The sequence below is a fragment of the Lactiplantibacillus sp. 3062 genome (assembly GCF_055413545.1).
This window is the reverse complement of record NZ_JBVAYE010000006.1, coordinates 1-18,553: the sequence shown is the minus strand read 5'-3', so window position 1 is coordinate 18,553 and position 18,553 is coordinate 1. Positions and strand designations below refer to the sequence as shown.

General features: G+C 44.9%; 17 protein-coding genes. 13 read left to right on the top strand and 4 right to left on the bottom strand.

Annotation, left to right across the window (positions count from 1 at the left end):
• Nucleotides 1–204 precede the first annotated feature (204 nt).
• The 3 genes from ACWQAU_RS09440 (at nucleotide 205) to ACWQAU_RS09430 (ending at nucleotide 3,482) form a co-directional block, all read left to right on the top strand.
• The gene (locus ACWQAU_RS09440; RefSeq protein ID WP_003642644.1) at nucleotides 205–1,323 is read left to right on the top strand and encodes a zinc ribbon domain-containing protein; all 1,119 of its coding nucleotides are present in this window, start codon (nucleotides 205–207) and stop codon (nucleotides 1,321–1,323) included.
• A 34-nt stretch (nucleotides 1,324–1,357) separates the two neighbouring features.
• Nucleotides 1,358–2,233, top strand: coding sequence for a zinc ribbon domain-containing protein (locus tag ACWQAU_RS09435; RefSeq protein ID WP_003642645.1), 876 nt, complete (start codon nucleotides 1,358–1,360; stop codon nucleotides 2,231–2,233).
• Between the two features lie 94 nt (nucleotides 2,234–2,327).
• Nucleotides 2,328–3,482: a DUF6287 domain-containing protein gene (locus ACWQAU_RS09430; RefSeq protein WP_024971435.1), complete on the top strand. Its 1,155-nt coding sequence runs from the start codon at nucleotides 2,328–2,330 to the stop codon at nucleotides 3,480–3,482.
• Between the two features lie 164 nt (nucleotides 3,483–3,646).
• Here the strand turns inward: ACWQAU_RS09430 and ACWQAU_RS09425 are convergent, their stop codons facing one another.
• The gene (locus ACWQAU_RS09425; protein WP_003642647.1) at nucleotides 3,647–4,549 is read right to left on the bottom strand and encodes an RluA family pseudouridine synthase; all 903 of its coding nucleotides are present in this window, start codon (nucleotides 4,547–4,549) and stop codon (nucleotides 3,647–3,649) included.
• 83 nt (nucleotides 4,550–4,632) lie between these two features.
• Complete coding sequence (locus ACWQAU_RS09420) at nucleotides 4,633–5,094, bottom strand: universal stress protein (RefSeq protein ID WP_027821855.1); 462 nt, start codon at nucleotides 5,092–5,094, stop codon at nucleotides 4,633–4,635.
• A 501-nt stretch (nucleotides 5,095–5,595) separates the two neighbouring features.
• Here ACWQAU_RS09420 and ACWQAU_RS09415 point away from each other — a divergent pair.
• The 4 genes from ACWQAU_RS09415 (at nucleotide 5,596) to ACWQAU_RS09400 (ending at nucleotide 10,357) form a co-directional block, all read left to right on the top strand.
• Entirely contained in the window at nucleotides 5,596–7,965 is a 2,370-nt protein-coding gene (locus ACWQAU_RS09415; RefSeq protein ID WP_027821856.1) for an SH3 domain-containing protein, read from the top strand.
• A gap of 501 nt (nucleotides 7,966–8,466) precedes the next feature.
• Nucleotides 8,467–9,480 carry a lipoate--protein ligase gene (locus tag ACWQAU_RS09410; protein ID WP_003642650.1) on the top strand — a complete coding sequence of 338 codons (1,014 nt, stop codon included), beginning with the start codon at nucleotides 8,467–8,469 and terminating at the stop codon, nucleotides 9,478–9,480.
• A gap of 13 nt (nucleotides 9,481–9,493) precedes the next feature.
• Nucleotides 9,494–9,874, top strand: a complete 381-nt coding sequence (locus tag ACWQAU_RS09405) for a hypothetical protein (RefSeq protein WP_003642651.1) — start codon at nucleotides 9,494–9,496, stop codon at nucleotides 9,872–9,874.
• A gap of 33 nt (nucleotides 9,875–9,907) precedes the next feature.
• Nucleotides 9,908–10,357: a hypothetical protein gene (locus tag ACWQAU_RS09400; RefSeq protein WP_003642652.1), complete on the top strand. Its 450-nt coding sequence runs from the start codon at nucleotides 9,908–9,910 to the stop codon at nucleotides 10,355–10,357.
• A 590-nt stretch (nucleotides 10,358–10,947) separates the two neighbouring features.
• Here the strand turns inward: ACWQAU_RS09400 and ACWQAU_RS09395 are convergent.
• Nucleotides 10,948–11,454: a DUF2798 domain-containing protein gene (locus ACWQAU_RS09395; RefSeq protein WP_003642653.1), complete on the bottom strand. Its 507-nt coding sequence runs from the start codon at nucleotides 11,452–11,454 to the stop codon at nucleotides 10,948–10,950.
• A gap of 440 nt (nucleotides 11,455–11,894) precedes the next feature.
• Between ACWQAU_RS09395 and ACWQAU_RS09390 the strand changes: the two genes are divergently transcribed.
• The 5 genes from ACWQAU_RS09390 to ACWQAU_RS09370 all read left to right on the top strand — a co-directional run bounded on the left by ACWQAU_RS09390 (nucleotide 11,895) and on the right by ACWQAU_RS09370 (nucleotide 16,048).
• On the top strand, nucleotides 11,895–12,557 hold the full coding sequence (locus ACWQAU_RS09390) for a hypothetical protein (RefSeq protein ID WP_021356250.1): 663 nt from the start codon (nucleotides 11,895–11,897) through the stop codon (nucleotides 12,555–12,557).
• 281 nt (nucleotides 12,558–12,838) lie between these two features.
• Complete coding sequence (locus ACWQAU_RS09385; protein ID WP_003642655.1) at nucleotides 12,839–13,138, top strand: hypothetical protein; 300 nt, start codon at nucleotides 12,839–12,841, stop codon at nucleotides 13,136–13,138.
• Nucleotides 13,139–13,585: 447 nt separating this feature from the next.
• A complete protein-coding gene (locus ACWQAU_RS09380) occupies nucleotides 13,586–14,707 on the top strand; it encodes a PLP-dependent transferase (RefSeq protein ID WP_003642656.1) in 1,122 nt (373 codons plus the stop codon).
• Nucleotides 14,708–14,778: 71 nt separating this feature from the next.
• Complete coding sequence (locus ACWQAU_RS09375) at nucleotides 14,779–15,099, top strand: thioredoxin family protein (protein WP_003642657.1); 321 nt, start codon at nucleotides 14,779–14,781, stop codon at nucleotides 15,097–15,099.
• 163 nt (nucleotides 15,100–15,262) lie between these two features.
• Complete coding sequence (locus ACWQAU_RS09370; protein WP_003642658.1) at nucleotides 15,263–16,048, top strand: alpha/beta fold hydrolase; 786 nt, start codon at nucleotides 15,263–15,265, stop codon at nucleotides 16,046–16,048.
• Nucleotides 16,049–16,106: 58 nt separating this feature from the next.
• On the opposite strand, the gene ACWQAU_RS09365 is transcribed toward ACWQAU_RS09370, so the two are convergent.
• Complete coding sequence (locus tag ACWQAU_RS09365) at nucleotides 16,107–16,502, bottom strand: hypothetical protein (protein ID WP_003642659.1); 396 nt, start codon at nucleotides 16,500–16,502, stop codon at nucleotides 16,107–16,109.
• A gap of 232 nt (nucleotides 16,503–16,734) precedes the next feature.
• Between ACWQAU_RS09365 and spxB the strand changes: the two genes are divergently transcribed.
• Nucleotides 16,735–18,492, top strand: a complete 1,758-nt coding sequence (gene spxB, locus ACWQAU_RS09360) for a pyruvate oxidase (RefSeq protein ID WP_003645912.1) — start codon at nucleotides 16,735–16,737, stop codon at nucleotides 18,490–18,492.
• Nucleotides 18,493–18,553 lie beyond the last annotated feature (61 nt).

Below are 18,553 nucleotides of genomic sequence, written 5' to 3'. Positions count from 1 at the left end.
GCAATTATTAGGTTACGGTTAATGATAAAATAGCAACATACTATAAAGGTCTTTAAATACTTCTTTTAGTCGTATATAATGTTATTAAAGCTTTGTTATAACGCTATTAAATAATTAGTATAGCTTGCAAAGCAGAATAGAAATCAGAGTGTTGGGAGGAGCTTATTTCATCGGATGTCAAATTAATGGAGGAGTGTACCAAAAATGAAAATATGTCCAAATTGTCAGCATGAAAATGAGGCTGATAATGTTTTTTGCGAAAATTGCGGAGCGGATCTGACTCATATTGACAGTGCTGAACGAACGCAAGCCAGTGGAACGGAGCAGAAACTCGGGGATTCAAGGCAATATCAAGCTCATAAACCAGCTAAGACGCAGCAATCAAGGTGGTTGCGAATCAGTGGAAGCGTGCTCGCAGTCGTCATTATTGTGGGAGGTGGATTTGGGTTTTATCAATATCACACTGGTAAAAATCAGCAGATTGCCGCGGAAGTCGAAATGATGACTAGTAATAAGCCCACGACATTGTCGAAACACTTAGTTAGCGATAATACTGGGTTAAAAATCACAAAACAGTCCGTAAAGCCCTTAATGACCTATATCCAAAAACATCCCCAGTACGCACAAGATCTGAAAACAGACTTACAACATAACGGTTATTCTAGTGATCACACGTTTGTTGTTAAGCAAATCGGAACTAAGTGGACACTATTCCCAACTTACAAATTACGCGTCACCACGATGCAGCCGTTAATCACGACCAATCTAAAAAATGCCACACTGGAAGCAAATGACATCGAATTGGTGACCACCGAAAGTGCGCATACCACTTATAAGGTTGGTCCGCTGTTTCCGGGGACCTATATGTTTAAACTAAGTAATTCTGACACGACAATCACGCACAAGGTTAATCTGATGGGGCACGCGAACGTCCATGAATTAATTTCGTTAGTTGCGAATAAAAAGGCAGCGACAACGTCAACGGCGAATACTGACACCAAAGCTACCACTGCCAGTGATGAATCAGACTCGAGTTTAATCAACAGCGAGAGTGAATCGCAGAGTGGTACGGGCAGTGCTTATGATGATTTGTCTAGTTCAGCTCAGACAGCTGTGTCAGAAATTGCCGCGGCTACCGGTGGGGATATTAGTGATTATGATTATACGGCGAGTGAACCACACACGGATGTGTATGAAATTAAATGCTATGTTAGTGGTACTAATGATTTAGCAGATACTTATCGATATGATGATGTTAATGATATTCTAGCGCGCTACAACACGAGTACCGGTAAGTTTGAAACGGTAGATTCAAATGATTAACGAGAAATTTATGATTAATTTGGAGGATGTTTAAATGAATAAGCAGGCACTTTTTTGCTCGCAGTGTGGCAATCAACTGAAAGCCGGGGCGAAGTTTTGCCCGAAATGTGGTGCTGTGGTTGCCCCAAACCAGGAAATTCCGGATCAAGGGCAGTCAGTTGCCGAATCCGAGAATACGGTTGAACGTAGTAGTGATGATACCGTCAATAAAATTTTGACCACAGATACCGTCCAACATGTCAAAAAGTTCTCTGGAAGCTACTTTTCGTGGTTTAAGATGACGATCCGGCATCCCGGTCATCCGATTGAACCGACTAATCGGTACTTTGGACTAACTTCGATCGGTCTTGAGGCCTTTTTACTGGTTTTATCAATTGCGTTAATCTTACGTAAGGCACAAAATGTCGCCAATGATTTTACTAGTTCATTGACTGGTGGTAGTTCGGAAGCTGCGATTCATGCTGGCAGCTTTATCCTAAAAACGAGTATGCTGGTGTTTTTCATGGTTCTTGGGATATATGCGATTTATGTTAGCATTGCCTATGCCTTTCGCCGCGTTGTTAATACTGGTTCGATGCAATTTAGTGATTTTATCAATCAATTTGCAGCAATTACGAATTTGATTCTAATCTTTAATCTACTCACGTTGCTTTTGACGATTCTCACTGGAACTGGTAATTTTTCTGGCATGACTGGATTGTTCTTCTTTATGATCCCAACCATCGGGATTATGAATCTGGCATTTATTTATATCATTATTGATAATGTTGTGAAGCCCCATATTGACAAATTTTATGCGTTAATCATTGCTGAAATCGCATTAGGTTTTGCACTATCTGTTTATGTCATGATATTAGCCGTTTTAGGTGGCAATATGCTTTTCTCACAACTATCGTCACTATTTTCGTAAGCGTTAGTACCGTCGGATTACCGCCGTGACGGATTAGTTAATTTTTAAAGAGACGATGCCATGGATTCAGAGCGGAAAAAAAGGGGACCAGATTTTGAAAAAAAGTGAAACTGTCTGTATCAGTCTGCTGTTACTGTTATTTATTAGCGGTTGTGGTAGCTCACAGCAGGCCTCGCAAGCGTCACATGCGGATAAGAAGCATGGCGTTAGTGTGGTCAAAGTGAAGCCCAAAGTGATTACTGATAAGGCGCACAAAACAAATGATGCAACTAAGGCAACGAGTACGTCAGTCAACGCAAGTTCTCAGTCGACAAAAACAACGTCTCAACAACGGGGGGCTACGACTATGAATCTTAATGAGATCAGTCAGGGCTCCTATGGGAGTTTGTTAGGTGACTGGAAGGAAGTTGCTAGTAGTGTCAATAAGCATGATACTAAGGGCGATGTTTGGCAATCTCCCGAGGCTGGCGCTAAATTAACCGTAAAAGACACGAAAATCAGTGACGGTGAAATAGCCTTAGCAAGTGGGAAATTTGAAGATGCGAATGGTGATGAAGAGGCTGTTACTACTACCATCAAACAGGAAAAAGGCGCACTGCATATTGATGGTGATATCGGTGCAGCTGCCGTCACGTACTGGTTTTATCCAAAGGGAGTTGCAATCAGTGGCTGGGGTGATAACGTTCCTGCCACCATTAAGACGGATACTGAGCGAATCATAACGCGCACAAGTAATAATTCTTATGTAAAAGTTTTTGAACGTCAAACGACCGCCGCCAATACGGGAAACCGCAAGTCGACAATGGCGCTCGGCCAGATTAAAACTGGTGATTATTCAAGTTTGAATGGGACTTGGCAAAATGGACAAGGAAATCAAATCAAGATTCATAATCAGCGGATGAAATTTAGCGATTTTGGCCTGACGCAAGACGCTACTCCGGGGACGATTACTAAACTCAAAATGGATGTGCCATCATTAGATGATCAGCAAGGAAATTCTAAGACGGTTGATGGATTGAAGTATCATCAACAATTAACTTATCAAACCTCAAATGGTGCCAGCATGCTTCAAGGCAGTTTTTCAATATCAGGCTCATCTGGCGGACTTTATGATGTGGTATTTATGCCCGGTGGAAATAATGCTGACCTAAATAATGGTGATAGTAGTCGGGACCGTATCGTAGCGTTAGGAACGCAAAATGATCCCCAAAACATTCCAAGTGATAAGATTTATTATCGCTCAAATTAACAGTTTAGAGGCATAATTAAGCTCTTTTTGGCTAAGATAAATATGCAGGTGTCAAAAAAAGGAAGCTCACTGAGCTTCCTTTTTGGACCCTTCAAGATAGATACTTTCACAACAGTTTGATGGCAAGCGCCGGTAGCCATCTGAATGAAGTTGAACTTGCTTAGTCAGTAGCGCTCGATTAAATGCGGACTATTAAATAAACTTGGCAATGGGGCCGGTACCGTCACCCGTGTGGTGCTAAATGGAAGTTGTAGATCCAACAATTGGGCATGTAACATCAGCCGAGGCGCCGACTCCGCTTGCGAGTCGTAAAGTGGATCACCGATAATCGGGTGGTCACTGGCGGCCAAGTGGACCCGTAGCTGATGGGTACGGCCAGTATGCAGGGTCAGTTTAACTAAACTCTGATGGGCGGTTGTTGCACATACTTCGTAGTCGGTGAGTGCTGGCTGGGCATCGGCCGTGTTTACCCAGCGTTTGCGTTTGTCGGTAGCATCGTGACCGATTGGCGCGGTGAAATGCCCAGTTGGCGTGGTAAAGTGACCACGTACCCAGGCATAATAAGTCCGGCGAATTTGCTTGTCACTGATTAAGCGGTCTAAAATCGGGACGACGACCGGGTTCAATGCGACTAGCATCGCACCAGAAGTCATCTGATCGAGCCGGTGAACCATGTATGGTACCTGCTGAGTTGGTTGGAGTGTGGCTGCTAGGTCATTTAAAATTGATCCGGTTTCACCTGGTTGATTAGGATGCGATTTCACGCCAGCGGGTTTATCAACGACTAACAGATCGCTGTTTTGATATAAAATCGTGGCTGGGGCCGTGGCAGCCGCAATATAGTTTGAGGTCGGAGTCCGAAAGTCACTGGGGATAAACGTCAGCGTCAGGCAATCACCAGTATTGACGAGTTGTGCAATCGACGTTGGTGCACCGTTCAGCTGAATCCGCCGCGTTTGGCGTAACTGGCCCTGAATCCGCTTAGGAATCAGCCAGGTCCGAAGGCAAGCCCGAATCGACTGTTGATTCAAGCTAGACGGGATAGTGAGTTGATAAGTCCAGGTCATGAATAAAGCTCCTTTATAACGGGGAAGACGGGGCAACGCACGGAAACCACTAAAAAAGTCTGGAACGTATCCAGACTTTTTTGTTAGTCTTCTTTTTTAGCGGTCGGCTTAACGATCAAAACGTCACAAATTGCGTTGCGACTGACGTAGGTGGTTACGGAACCGACCATCAAACGTTCAACGGCAGATAAGCCGGTTGAACCAATCATAATTAATTCATTATGGTGGTCAGCGGGAAATTCACGCGCGATAACCGTTTTGGGATTACCAAAACGAACATGGACATCAACGTCGGTCACCCCAGCGTCAATTGTTTGTTGCTTGAGTTCTTCCAAGCGCTTTTGAACGTCTTCCGACAACTTGTAGATGACATCACCACTGACCGCACCGCCGTACGTGTCACTAAATTGGTTGACTTCCGACACGTTTAAAATGTCGAGATGGGTCTTGTTACGCTTAGCGACTTCGATGCCCCGCCGAAGAACTTCGTCGGTAGCCTTGGAGCCATCAACTGGTACCAGGATATTTTGATATTGTTGTAACATAATGGTTACCCCCGTTTGATATGGCTAGTTAATAACTATATTTTAGCATTAATTTTCAGCAATGTAAGCATTTAAAATCGATTGATTTATTTGATAACTTGAGTTTGTAAGGATAATTATTTTAATGGACTGAAAAATGACTAATTTTTTTCAGTCGGTACTAGTCATTGAAAAATAATATTCTTCAAGGTCGTTAATCGATCAATCAGTCACATTTAATTTAAATACAGTAATTTAGAAGCAAGGTGATTTTGGAAAAGCCCCTGGTCATAACGTCTTGCAGCGATTGTCAATTCGGTCAACGATAACAAATTGTTAACTGATCAATCAGTTAAAATGATAACGGTGTCAATCAATTGATATTAATAAAATAATTCGAAGCGATCTCGTTTGAATGTCCCTCTTCGACATGCTAATATTATTCTGTAATAGCAGGTGCTACAGGGGAATTAAATCGGTTGTGCTAACAGCTAACTCACGGAAAGTTTGGGGATTTTAAAATTGAAAATTGGAATGACAAAAAAAGTAGTAACTTCATTATTGCTAAGTACCGCTTTGCTGCCGATGTTGAGTGGTAAAGCTGATACGGCAAGTGAAAATCAAAAACCGGCAGCTGCGACTAAGGGAAACAGCGCTGCTTCAGCTGCAAGCCAACAAGTGACCTTAAGTGCTGGCAGTCAGACGGAAACGACAGCGGCTGGTGCGACTGACCAATCAGTTGCCAGTGACGGTGCCAAGACTGACGATCAAGCTGAATCAACCAGTACGACGACGTCTACTACCAGTGCGGCAAGTCGTGTCACAGTGCGGGCAGCCAGCCAAGCCGCTAAAGCTGACAGTACAGGACTGCAAAGCCAGTCCTCCGCCAGTGAAGCTGCCAAGGATAACGCGGCTGCTAGTGCTACGGCGGACTCCACAACTAGTGCTGTTGATCAACTTGATAAAACGGCCAAAGCTAGTGCAGCCACGAGCCAAGCCAGTCACAGTACGACTAATGAGACGGCTAAAGCCAGCGCGGCCGCAAGTCAGGATAGTCATGTCACTACGGACCAATCCAGCGCGACTGTGACGAGTGAAGTAGCCAAATCAGCCGCATCGTCAGCCGCATCGTCAGCCGCACCTAAGCAAGCGACTGAGCAGGCGGTAGCCGCGAAAATCTCACCAAAGATTGAGACGGCTGTGGCGGCTGATGCGGTCCAGTCATCAGCGATGATGGCACGGTCCACGCGGGCAATGACTAGTCAGGAAATCTTCCTGAGTCAGATTAAAGCGGGGGCAATCTCTGGTTGGAACAAGTATCAAGTCTTGCCATCAGTCACGGCCGCACAGGCGATTCTGGAAAGTGGCTGGGGACAGTCACAACTAGCAACTGAGGGAAATAACTTATTCGGTATCAAGGGAAGTTATCAAGGGCAATCAATCTACTTCCCAACCCAGGAATGGAATGGCTCACAATACATTACGATTCAAGACGCTTTTCGGAAGTACCCGAATTGGTCAGCTAGTGTTGAAGATCATGGCGCCTTTTTGGTTGTCAATCCGCGTTACAGCAATTTAATTGGGGTTACCGATTATCGGCGCGTTGCCAGTCTCTTGCAACAAGACGGTTACGCAACCGCGCCAACGTACGCGAGTTCGCTGATCAGCATCATTGAATATAACAAGCTACACGAGTGGGATCAAGAAGCGCTCAGTGGTCAGGCAAGTGGCGGAAATGATAATAACCAAGTTCAGCCTGATCAAGACGTCACCCCAACCAGTGGTACACATAAGTTTACTAAGACAACGACAATTCACAATGCGCCGGACGCCACGAGTGCCGTAGTGGGTACTTACAACGCTGGTGAAACAGTCAATTACAATGGTAAGTTAACGGTCGGTAATGCAACTTGGTTACGCTATCAGTCCTATTCTGGCGTATCACGGTATGTGATGATTAGTCAAACAACAACTAATGATAATAATAACCAGGCGACAGTTACGCCAGCTAGTGGGTCGTATAAGTTTACCGCAAAGACCAACATTCGATCAGCCGCAAGCAAAACGGCTCAAGTGGTCGGCACTTATAATGCTGGTGAGACGGTTTACTATAATGGCAAGATTACCACGGGTGGGACAACTTGGTTACGGTATTTATCCTATTCAGGCGCTCAGCATTACGTGGCTATGAGTGGTGATGAGGTTGGTGCTGTGGCTAAACCGGACGTGGTTGCAACCAGTGGGTCGTATCGTTTCACGAAAACGACAGCAATCAAGAGTTCACCTGCAACTAGTGCGACAACGGTTGGGTCTTATAATGCTGGCGATACGGTCTATTACAATGGTAAGGTGACGACAAATGGTCAGACTTGGTTACGTTACATGTCTTACTCAGGTGCCCAGCATTATGTGCAAATTAGTGGTGAGAGTACGTCGACCAATGTTGATAAACCGCAAGTAACGCCTCAAAGTGGTAGTTATCGCTTTACGCAAACAACGGCGATTAAGAATACACCGGCCGGAAATGCCCCAAGTGTCGGTACCTATAGTGCTGGTGATACAGTCTACTACAACGCTAAGGTAACGGCTAACGGCCAGACTTGGTTACGGTATTTGTCTTATTCGGGCGCCCAACATTACGTAGCGATTAGTGGTAATGCCGCTACCGGAAATACGACGTCTAAGCCGGTAACAAACAGTCAAGGGGCGTTCCGCTTCGTAACGACGACTAATATTCGTACGGCGCCAAGTACGCGCGCAAGCGTTGTCGGTGAATATAACCCAGGTGAAACGGTTTATTACAATGGGACGGTTCAAGCTGAGGGTTACACGTGGCTCCGATATCTGAGTCGCTCCGGTGCAACGCACTATGTTGCTAAGCTTGAAGGCTAGGCATATTAGTTGTTCCGGCGTCCAAATGGCTTTATACTAAAGATATTGAAATGGAATAGCGATTACGACCGCTATTAATGTTTCGGCAACCTAGTTGGCTTCGGCTGACTAGGTTGTTTTTTTACTCGGTTTGCAATCGCTTACATTGTATGCTATATTGGATTTATCGGAAGAGTCACAGGTCAGTATCAAACTGTTACCCAATTGTTGTAACAAACCCGTCAAGTGATAGCTAGTGCAGTATAGCAGCGTTTCCGCTAATTTCGGATAACTGACTGGCCCAACCTCCATCTATTGATGGCACGGTTATGTCCACGGAGAACGGATTGCCGCCAATCAAACGTTCACGGATGTGGATAGTGAATCAGTCATCTTGTGGTGTGAAGAATGCCACGCCAAACTTTTTGTATGATTCTTCCAAAAAATGGGCTCACATTGTGGGTCCTTTTTTCATCTTGCTGTATGATTAAAGTAACCTAAAGCTGAAGGAGATTTTAAAACATGTATTATGTCGCAATGAAAGATCATGAGATTGGCCGTAACTTGGCAACCGAACAATATTTAATGAATAACGTGGATTTCGATGAACCATTAGTTTTGTTCTACTATGAAGAACCGTGCATCATTGTTGGTCGGAACCAGAACACCCTTGAAGAAATTAATGCCGACTATGTCCGGGAACATCACATTACCGTAACGCGGCGTCTCTCTGGTGGTGGGGCTGTGTATCAAGATCTTGGTAACCTCTGCTTCAGCTTTGTGGTGGATAGTGACAGTCAAGAGTTTGGCGACTTTAAGACATTTACCAAGCCAATCATTGATGCGCTTCACGATATGGGGGCGACGACAGCGACGGTCAGTGGTCGCAATGATTTGCTCGTTGATGGTAAGAAATTCTCCGGTAACGCCATGTATTCACGGAATGGCAAGACGTTCTCCCATGGCACTTTGATGTTGAATGTTGATTTAAACGTTGTCCCACAGGCGCTAACAGTCCCGACCGACAAGATTGCTTCCAAAGGTATTAAGTCCGTTCGGAGTCGGGTCACGAATTTACGGCCTTATTTAGCGCCAGAATATCAGAATATCACGGTGCCAGAATTTCAGGATGCCCTGTTAAAAGAGTTGTTCCATGTTGATTCGTTGGATCAGATTGCGGATAAGGAATATCACGTGACACCTGAACAACAAAAAGCTATTGATAAAATTTACGAAGACTATTATGCTAATTGGGATTGGGTTTACGGTAAATCACCGGAATTCTCGGTTAAGCGGCGTCAACACTTTGATATGGGAACCATTGATGCGCGGATCTCGGTTGATGACGGCTTGATCAATAACATTAAATTTTATGGTGATTTCTTTGGTAGTGGCAACGTTCAAGATATTGAAGCCGCCCTTAAAGGTGTGCGGTACGACCATGAGGCCATCGCTAAAGCGCTGGCAGATATTGATTTAAATCAGTACTTCACGGGAATTGAACGGTCAGCCGTTATTGACTTAATTGCCCAATAATAGGAGTGATTTGTTGAAACTGACTCGCTTAGTTGCATTTGCGTTTGTGTCCTTTTTTTGTTACGGTATCGTCAATTGGATGATGTCGACTAGCCATTTTCACCTGCAGGCAAAAAATATTTCGGTAGCGGAAATGTGGCAGGGGTTGCTGATTGCCCTAGTCTTATATTTTCTAGGCGTTCTAGCAGTGTATATTAATCGTATGCTGGGTTTTTACGTCCTAGGGTTAGTTGTACTGATATATAGCTTGGGACTTGTCAGCGCCTTAATGTCGGGTTATCAGAGTACGGCTGGCATGGAAATTAAACTGGCGTTAGAAGTTATGGGTGTGATTGGATTGGGGATCAACTTTTATACGTTGGTGTTACTGACTCGCTGGCGACGTGCAAATTAACGAAATTGAATAATGAATGAGGGATAATGTTTTATGCAACGAAACGTACAAGCTTTTATTGATGATGTTACGGCTGACAAGGTTACGCAGGATAGCTTGACTGGTACCTATGCCAAACTAGCGACCAAGGTTAAGCCTTGGCTGGCGAAGCTGGTAGCGGCACTCAATGCCGACCAGCTTGCCCAAGTGACGCTGACGGCTAAGCATGAGCCAGCTATCAGCTTTCGGTTGGAGACGAGTGTTATTAATTTGCCACTGGCTAATCTGACCGAAATTGGAAAGGTTACGGCGGCAGAGGATACGCTGCCAATCAACGTTTACATGATTGCAGAATCCGATGCGTTACCATCAGGATTGCGAATTGATGAGCTGGGAAGCGTTGCCGACGTGCTCGCTGATCAAGCCAACGCTGAAAAGTTATTAACCGATTGGCTGACGGCTCAGACTGATCGCTTAGATCAGATCACGGCGGCGGAAGCTTAAACGTAATCTTTACGAGTTAATTACTAAATCTTTACATGACTATGGTAAGGTAAGAATTGATATTGGAGCCAAGCCAAAATCAAAATACCAATGGAATTGAGTGTGTCGTTCATTAAATCGAACGGGATACTCAATTTTTTTGGTTGCGAAAAGTTAAGTACTGCGGCCCAACTGTGGTGAGTAGGAGCCACGAATTTTGTGGCGGTGCGACTTGCATTTTATCAATGAAGATGATATGGTAGTCCATGCGATGAGTCGATAGAGTCAGATCGTTAGCAATAACGGTTCCGCGCGAGCGGCTAGTGACTAATATTGATAGCGGGGCACGTTTCTCTGACGTATTTCAGAGTGTCTGGGTCACTGACATTGTGGAGTGTCACTCCCGCTGGTTTTACCAGTGCCGCGATGAACGCGTGTTAACCATTTTCGGATGGCTGACACGCGTTTTTTTTTGCGTACAGATCACGCATAAGACTTTCATAGGGTGGACTATTCGGCAAAAGCGGTGGTCGACTGGATAGTCGTAAAATAAAACGGACGGCCATCAGGATAAGATTATCCCGGCGACCGTCCGTCAATGGACTGAAAGATTAGTCCTCTTCGTTCATTGCAGCTGCTGACTCGGTGTTAGCAGTTGCCCGTTGCATTTTTCCAAGCACACCGCGGGCGATTGGGCCGACGATGATGAGTTGGAGTGGTAATGCAACAATCAAGTTAAAGATCCAAGTGTGACCGTAAGTCGCTAAAACGTGACTTCCGGACAATTCACCTTCCACTGCAATCCCGAAGAGGGACATGCAAGTTACCATGCCAAGAACCATCAAGACGGAGATGGTAATCCCAATCAAGACAACCCGTTTGCGCATGTAATCATTAATGATATATTTGAAAGCTAATCGTTTGGCAATTGGTCCCACGACCAATAAGTCTAAAATGATGGCAACGAATAAACCGAGTGGGTAGCCACTAAGGATTGCCATTACTAACCCATTGCTGAAACCTTGAGCAAGGGTAACGTTATAGGCGGTCATCACAAAGACCATTAAACCGGCCATAATGGCGGTAAAGACAACTTCTTCTTTTAAATTACGTGGCATTCTATTCACACACTCCTAGTTTTTTTGTATCGGTTGATTACTATAGCATGCGAAGGGGGCCTCACATAAGTAACAATTTGATGACAAATTATGAAACGGTTACATTGTTAGCCTGTTTTGGGCCGTAGTCGGGTGTCATTTACGATATACTTATAAGGGGCAGTATGATGGCAAAATGAACTTTAAAGAAATAAGGTTGTGGAAACAGCTTTCAAGTTAACAAAATTCATTTCTGCTGATGCCACGGTTGTTGTTGAGGAGATACGTAGTCAAGAAAAGGATGGCACAATGAATCTTAGGTGCCCAAAAATGGACCAACTGAGCCAAATATAATTTAAAGTTAAATTTCGATCCAGAACAGGTAAACGTTGGTAAAGTGAGACAACATAGCGTATGCTGTAGTTAGCATCAGACAATTAATCTTTGGGGAGTTGATTATCTTGAAAAAAATGTTAGTTAGTTCAGCCGTGATTGCTGGGATCATTGCGCTGGGAGGGGGTTATTACTTAGAAGCCGACCATCAGTCTAGTCAGTCGCGGGTTAGTGAAACACAATCAGTTGTGTCAAAGACTAAGGCTAAAAAAGACGCGTCATCTTCAGCAAAGTCGACGAAGCAATCGACAGCTGCTAAATCGTCGTCAACTAAAGCATCGTCAGTTTCCACAACTTCAGCTAATGAGTCACAATCCGAAGCTAGTGCAACGACTAGTCAGGGTAGTAAGACAGCTACTGCAGCTAGCTCGCAGGGACATTCAAATACCACTGCAACTAGTCAAACAACTACCGGGCAGTCTGCATCCGCGACCTCATCATCAACTAGCGGCCAGCAGACGACCAATCCACAGCAGTTAACAGCTAGTCAGATTAATGATTGGGCTTGGCAACAAGTGGCTAAGGACTATCAACAAACAACCGCCAATAAGCAAAACTTTGTGTTTAATCAGTATCAAAGCGGTGGTTTAGTTTACGTGGAAGTTTATGAAAATACCAACGCCGATGTCGCACACTTAGCGGGTCGTTTTCGGATTAACGCCCAAGGTCAATTGGAACAACAGCAGTTGGCTAAGGGGAACGTATGGCAAGTTGTTGCAACACAGCCATAATGGCGTCGTTTAGCAGGTTATAATTGAAAAATAGTTATTGCCAATTGGGTGTTCAGCGGGTGTCAATTTTGAACACCTAATTTTTAGTATCATCATGGTCAATTTGGTAGCTTGATTCAGCTGTTATCACGGGTAAGTGCCGGCAAGGCCCAAGGTAAGGTATGACAAGCTAGCCTAGTGATGCCTCAGTAATTTGACCAGGATATTGTAACCGCCTTCTTGCTCATTGTGACCAAATACGGCATACTGAAAGTAGTTCATAAAGATTGGTGGCTGGTTTGATGGCAAAAGAGAAACATGAAATTTATGACGAACAGGATAAGCGACTGGGCCGCTTGATTCTGAAAATACTGGGGATCGTCGCGATTGTCAGCGGCTTAGTGGGACCGTTCATTTACTTATTGAATGCAAACTGGGGCCGTGAGCTAGGAACCTTGGCCGTGATTTGTGGCGGCGTTGCGATTTGTCTGGGCCCTAAAGGTCGAACTGCAGGGGGCCAGTGGTTAGCCCTCTTGAAGACGCTGGGGTTGAGTATTTTGATTTTAGGATATTTTGTGATTGTCTTGAAATTATTGGGATAGCTAGGCAGTGTCGAATGCGTTTCTGTAAAAATGGTGGTCAGGATAATGCTGGCACCATTTTTTATTGTGCTGAAATAAGATTGGGGCTTGCGCTCCTATTATTATGAGAGTAAGATGAAAATATCATTAAATAACATGTTGATGAGAAGAGTAGTCAGGTTATACCTTTGACAGGGAGCCGTGGGGAGTGTAAAGCGGTAAGGTAGCGCCTGATGAAGATGAACTCGGAATGCCCAGTTGCGGTCGCAAGGCTGTACTGGCGGGACTGGCCGATACTCCAGTGAGTCAATAATGACTTGATGAGTTTAACGGGATGACCCGTAATTGAACTTGGGTGGTAACACGCGACCGGCGTCCCTTGAAGATGGCGGCTTTTTTTGTAGTCATTTTTACACTGGCGTCTCTGTAGACTGCCCGACCATAACTAGATTGGATGGGATTGAGATTATGACAAAACAAGCTGAGAAATTACACATTGAAACGCGGTTAGCACAAGCTGGTAATCGGAGTGATGATGAGAAGACCGGGGCAATTTCGGCGCCCATCTACTTGTCGACAGCATATCGACATGCTGGTTTAGGACAATCTACAGGATTTGACTACCCGCGCGAGGCCCAACCGACCCGCTGTATTTTGGAACGAGTGCTGGCAGAGATGGAACACGGCATCGCTGCGTATGCGCTGACTTCTGGCATGGCGGCAATCCAGCTCGTTTTCACGCTTTTCAATAGTGGTGACAAAATTATTGTGTCTGATGACTTATATGGGGGTTCGTACCGCTTCTTTGACCTCTTACACGACCATTATCATTTGGATTTTACTGTCTGGGATGGGCAGGATCAAGCGACATTGGCAGCACTGGCAGACGATCAAACCGTTGCCCTGTGGTTGGAAACGCCATCGAATCCAACCATGAAGGTCATAGATATTACGGCCACAGCGGCTACCGCACACGCCCATGACCTCAAGTTAATCGTTGATAATACTTTCTATACACCGTTGATTCAAAAGCCACTGGATCTAGGCGCAGACATCGTCGTTCATTCCGCAACTAAGTATTTAGCCGGTCATAATGATGTTTTAGCCGGTGCAGTGGTAGTCAAGTCGCAGGCGGATGCTGATGCGCTTGAATTTAATCTGGTGACGACTGGTGCGGTCCTTGACCCGTTCGACGCTTGGCTACTCTTACGGAGCTTGAAGACTTTGCCATTACGTTTGCATCAGCAGGAGGCTAATGCGCAGGAACTCGTTACGGTCCTTGAGGCAGATGAACACGTTGAACGCGTCTTATATCCAGGACGTGGTGGAATGATTAGTTTTTATCTCGCTACGGGTACCGACGTCGATACCTTTTTACGAGCATTGAACGTAATCTCGTTTGCGGAAAGTCTTGGCGGTGTCGAGAGCCTGTTAACAGTTCCGGCAGTTCAGACACACGCAGATTTAACGGAAGAGCAACGACAATCAAAGGGGATCACCGCTAACTTATTGCGGCTATCCGTTGGGATCGAAAATAGTGCTGATTTAGCAGCGGATCTCAAGCAAGCGCTGATCCGAGCAACAAAATAAAGCAAAAGACTTTACTTACTTTTAGTATGTGGTAAACTATAATTATTATAAAGATATTGGAGGCATTTTTCATGGCAACTGCAACTTTAAGCGACGAAGAAATTCGCGAACGTATCAAGACGGGTAAACACATGTTATTCTTTACGGCGGACTGGTGCCCGGATTGCGCTTTTATTAAACCAGTAATGCCCCAAATCGAAGCGAAGTACGATCAATATGACTGGATCACGGTTGATCGTGACGCCAACATTGAAATTGCCCAAGACATGGGTGTGATGGGGATTCCTAGTTTCGTTGGGATTGAAGATGGTCAAGAAATTGGTCGATATGTTGACAAATTCCGTAAGACCCAAAAGCAAGTTGAAGATTTCTTAGATACACTTGAAAAGTAGTTTTGAAAGGCATGACGTTAGCTGATAACTAACCGTGTTAAAACGAGCCAACTCGAGTGCGTCCATGATGGTTAAGCTTTAACCACGATGGACGCGTTTGGGTTGGTTTTCGTTTGGGCTTCTGCTACACTATTAACTATTAATTTTGGAAACGGTGATAAACATGACAACAAATTTATTTGAAGATGTGGTGGTGCGGACGACCAAATTTGGTGACTTGCCCGTATTACACGTGTTTGCAGCTAGTCAAGCACAAACTAAGTTACCAACGATCATCGATTATCATGGTTGGACAAATCAGACAGCGACTGAACTGGGTACGGCTTATCAGTTAGTACGCGCGGGTTTTCGAGTCATTCTCCCGACAGCGTATTTACATGGCAGTCGAAATGATGGGACTGATCTCGATCGGCATCCTGAACATTTTTGGTCGATTGTTGGACATTCAGTTGCGGAATTTCCACAATTAGTCGCGGCCTTAGTGGCTGCTGGAATTAGTGATGCTAATAAAATCGGTGTCATGGGAACTTCGATGGGCGGCATTACCGCTGCCGGTATTATGGCAACGCAGCCCACGGTAGTTGCTGGTGTCTCGTTAATTGGTTCACCAGAACCGGTGGCCTTTGCAACCGATCAAGTTGCACAATTACCAGCGGCATTACAAGCTAAGCTCCCAGCAGAACTAATTGAACAAACTTATCAACAATTGGCAAAGTTTGACTTATCTGAACACCCAGAAGCACTGGCGGGACGACCAATGTTCTTTTTCAACGGTACGGCCGATCAAATGGTACCTTATCAGTATATTCGTGATTTTAAGCACCGTTTTAAAGATGAGCCAGCCCTGAAGGCAACTGTCTTTAAACGCGCTGAAGGTGGCGTTCACCATGTACCTCACAAGATTCAAGAAGCTGCTGTCGCCTTCTTGGAGACCAACATTCTTAAATAATGCACACAGCACCCACACTGTTCATAAAACTGAACAGCATGGGTGCTTTTTATTGCCATCAATACCATAACCGTCGGACACTATGATAGCCTAAATCGCCTAAAAGTAGTGGTTCTGACAGTAACATTAGACAGCCGCGTTCCAGTAAGAAAATCGCGAGATTCATCTCATCATCCCAGCGCGCGACCCGTTCGTTGAGCCGGCAGTTGTATCTTGAGCTTGCCTTTAGAGCCAGTGAATTCATTTTAAGGGGGTTGTGGCGCAAGCAGGGAATCCGGGTGAGGAGCCAGGGATAGGCCAACAGGTCGGAACTGATCAGCCAATAAACAGGGAGACTAAAGGTCAGCTGCCACTGTCCAGTCGGTTTCGCGGTAAGCGCATAGTACGTCATTATTAAAACGGGGAGTGCTGACAGTTCGGCAGTCAGAATATTAATTGCTTTATCTTTCATCATTATTTCACCTTGCTGATTGGTTAGATTAAGCCGATGGATAAGCGTTCAATATTTTCCAGAACAACGGCAGGCTAACACGATTTCGGACCAGTGTCAGGTCATCGAATTTGGTTAGTTAAGAAAATATTTATAAAATAATGATTGTTTACAATTGAATTTTGAACAATTTAGATGTATTCTGATAACCGTAAATGAAAACGTATACAATAATTTTAAAAAGAAGGCATTTACTATGGCAAAGATGATTGAAGCGTCTGTTGCAATGTTAAAAGTTATTGAAGCTTGGGATGTTAAACAGATTTACGGCTATGCTGGTGGATCGTTTAACTCAACCATGCACGCGTTGGATGTTGAGCAAGAACGGCTCCAATATGTGCAGGTACGTCACGAACAAGTGGGGGCCCTCGCTGCGGCAGCGGATGCAAAGTTGACGGGTAAAATCGGGGTCGCCTTTGGGTCGGCCGGTCCTGGTGCCGTTAATTTACTCAACGGGTTGTATGATGCTAAGGAAGATCACGTGCCCGTACTTGCCTTGGTGGGCCAAGTTGCTCATACTAATATGAACTATGATTATTTCCAAGAATTCGCTGAAGAACCGATTTTTAGTGATGTGGCGGTCTTTAATCGAACCGTCATGACGCCAGAAAGCTTACCATACGTCGTCGATAAGGCCATTCGGACGGCTTATCGTGAAAATGGGGTTGCGGTGGTGACAATTCCTAATGATTTTGGATATGTTGAAATTCCTGATCTTAATTACGATTCAGCAAGTGTCCCTGCTAAACTGACCGGCATTCCTACTATTGATGATGAACAAGTTAAGACGGTGTTAACGATGATCAAGAACGCCAAGTACCCCGTCTTCCACGTTGGTCAAGGGACGCGTGGTGCAACCGAGGACATGATGGCGTTAGCGGAGCGTCTGCAAGTACCGATTATTATCACTGGGTTAGCCAAGGGCGTCATTCCTGATAGCTTTGATGGTAATATGGGAAGCGCTTATCGGGCAGCCTCGAAAGCGGCAGATGAACTGATGGGGATTACCGATTTGGTCGTTTCAGTTGGCGCGGATTATTCGTTCGCACAGATTATGTACACGACTCACGACTTCAAATATGTGCAAATTGAACTGGATCCTGGCAAGTTTGGTCGGCACCATCATTTGGATTTCGGGGTTAATGGCGATGCTAAAGTCTTCATCAAACGGGCCTTGGCATTAAGTGAACCAGCGTCACCGTCGCCATACTACCAAGCGGCTAAAGCAGATATGGCTGACTGGAAACAGTATTTGAAGAAGCTGAGTGAACGGACGACCGATCCACTTGAATACGAACAAGTCTACCAAGAAATCAACCGGGTCGCTGCCGATGATGCAGTTTTCTCAATGGATGTTGGCGACAATACGATTAATAGTTTCCGTTTCCTAAAGATGAATCCCAAGCAAAAATTATTGACTTCAGCACTATTTGCCACGATGGGTGCCGGCGTTCCCGGTGCGATTGCGGCGAAGATGAGTTATCCTGATCGGCAAGCCTTCAACATTGCTGGCGACGGGGCCTTCTCAATGGTCATGCAAGACTTATTGACCGAAGTTAAGTATCACTTGCCAATCTTTAATATTGTCACGTCTAACCAAACGTTGAACTTTATTAAATCAGAACAAGAAGATGTGCCGCAACCATATTATGGTATCGACTTGATTGATGCTGATTTTGCTAAGATAGCTGAAGGAATGGGCGTCAAAGGTATCCGTGTTGAACATTTTGATCAACTGCACGCAGCCTTCGAAACTGCGATGACCGAATTAAAGGCTGGTCGTCCGGTCCTAATTGATGCCAAGATTACGGACAAACGGGGGTTACCAGTTGAAATCCTTGATGTTGATCCAGCCAAGACATCGGATGCTTCTGTCAGTGCCTTCAAAGAAAAATATGACGCGAACGAATTGAAACCACTAACCAGTTATTTCAAGGAGTTCAACGTCGAATAGTCAGTGTGAACGAGAGGCTGTGACATAACTAGCCTCTGTATAAGCAAATGGGACGAGAAAA

Excerpts from the sequence above, each read along its gene's own strand:
- ACWQAU_RS09440 (WP_003642644.1), top strand. The coding sequence starts at position 205 with ATGAAAATATGTCCAAATTGTCAGCATGAAAATGAGGCTGATAATGTT.
- ACWQAU_RS09435 (WP_003642645.1), top strand. The coding sequence starts at position 1,358 with ATGAATAAGCAGGCACTTTTTTGCTCGCAGTGTGGCAATCAACTGAAA.
- ACWQAU_RS09425 (WP_003642647.1), bottom strand. The coding sequence starts at position 4,549 with ATGACCTGGACTTATCAACTCACTATCCCGTCTAGCTTGAATCAACAG.
- ACWQAU_RS09420 (WP_027821855.1), bottom strand. The coding sequence starts at position 5,094 with ATGTTACAACAATATCAAAATATCCTGGTACCAGTTGATGGCTCCAAG.
- ACWQAU_RS09410 (WP_003642650.1), top strand. The coding sequence starts at position 8,467 with ATGTATTATGTCGCAATGAAAGATCATGAGATTGGCCGTAACTTGGCA.
- ACWQAU_RS09400 (WP_003642652.1), top strand. The coding sequence starts at position 9,908 with ATGCAACGAAACGTACAAGCTTTTATTGATGATGTTACGGCTGACAAG.
- ACWQAU_RS09395 (WP_003642653.1), bottom strand. The coding sequence starts at position 11,454 with ATGCCACGTAATTTAAAAGAAGAAGTTGTCTTTACCGCCATTATGGCC.
- ACWQAU_RS09385 (WP_003642655.1), top strand. The coding sequence starts at position 12,839 with ATGGCAAAAGAGAAACATGAAATTTATGACGAACAGGATAAGCGACTG.
- ACWQAU_RS09380 (WP_003642656.1), top strand. The coding sequence starts at position 13,586 with ATGACAAAACAAGCTGAGAAATTACACATTGAAACGCGGTTAGCACAA.
- ACWQAU_RS09375 (WP_003642657.1), top strand. The coding sequence starts at position 14,779 with ATGGCAACTGCAACTTTAAGCGACGAAGAAATTCGCGAACGTATCAAG.
- ACWQAU_RS09370 (WP_003642658.1), top strand. The coding sequence starts at position 15,263 with ATGACAACAAATTTATTTGAAGATGTGGTGGTGCGGACGACCAAATTT.
- ACWQAU_RS09365 (WP_003642659.1), bottom strand. The coding sequence starts at position 16,502 with ATGATGAAAGATAAAGCAATTAATATTCTGACTGCCGAACTGTCAGCA.
- spxB (WP_003645912.1), top strand. The coding sequence starts at position 16,735 with ATGGCAAAGATGATTGAAGCGTCTGTTGCAATGTTAAAAGTTATTGAA.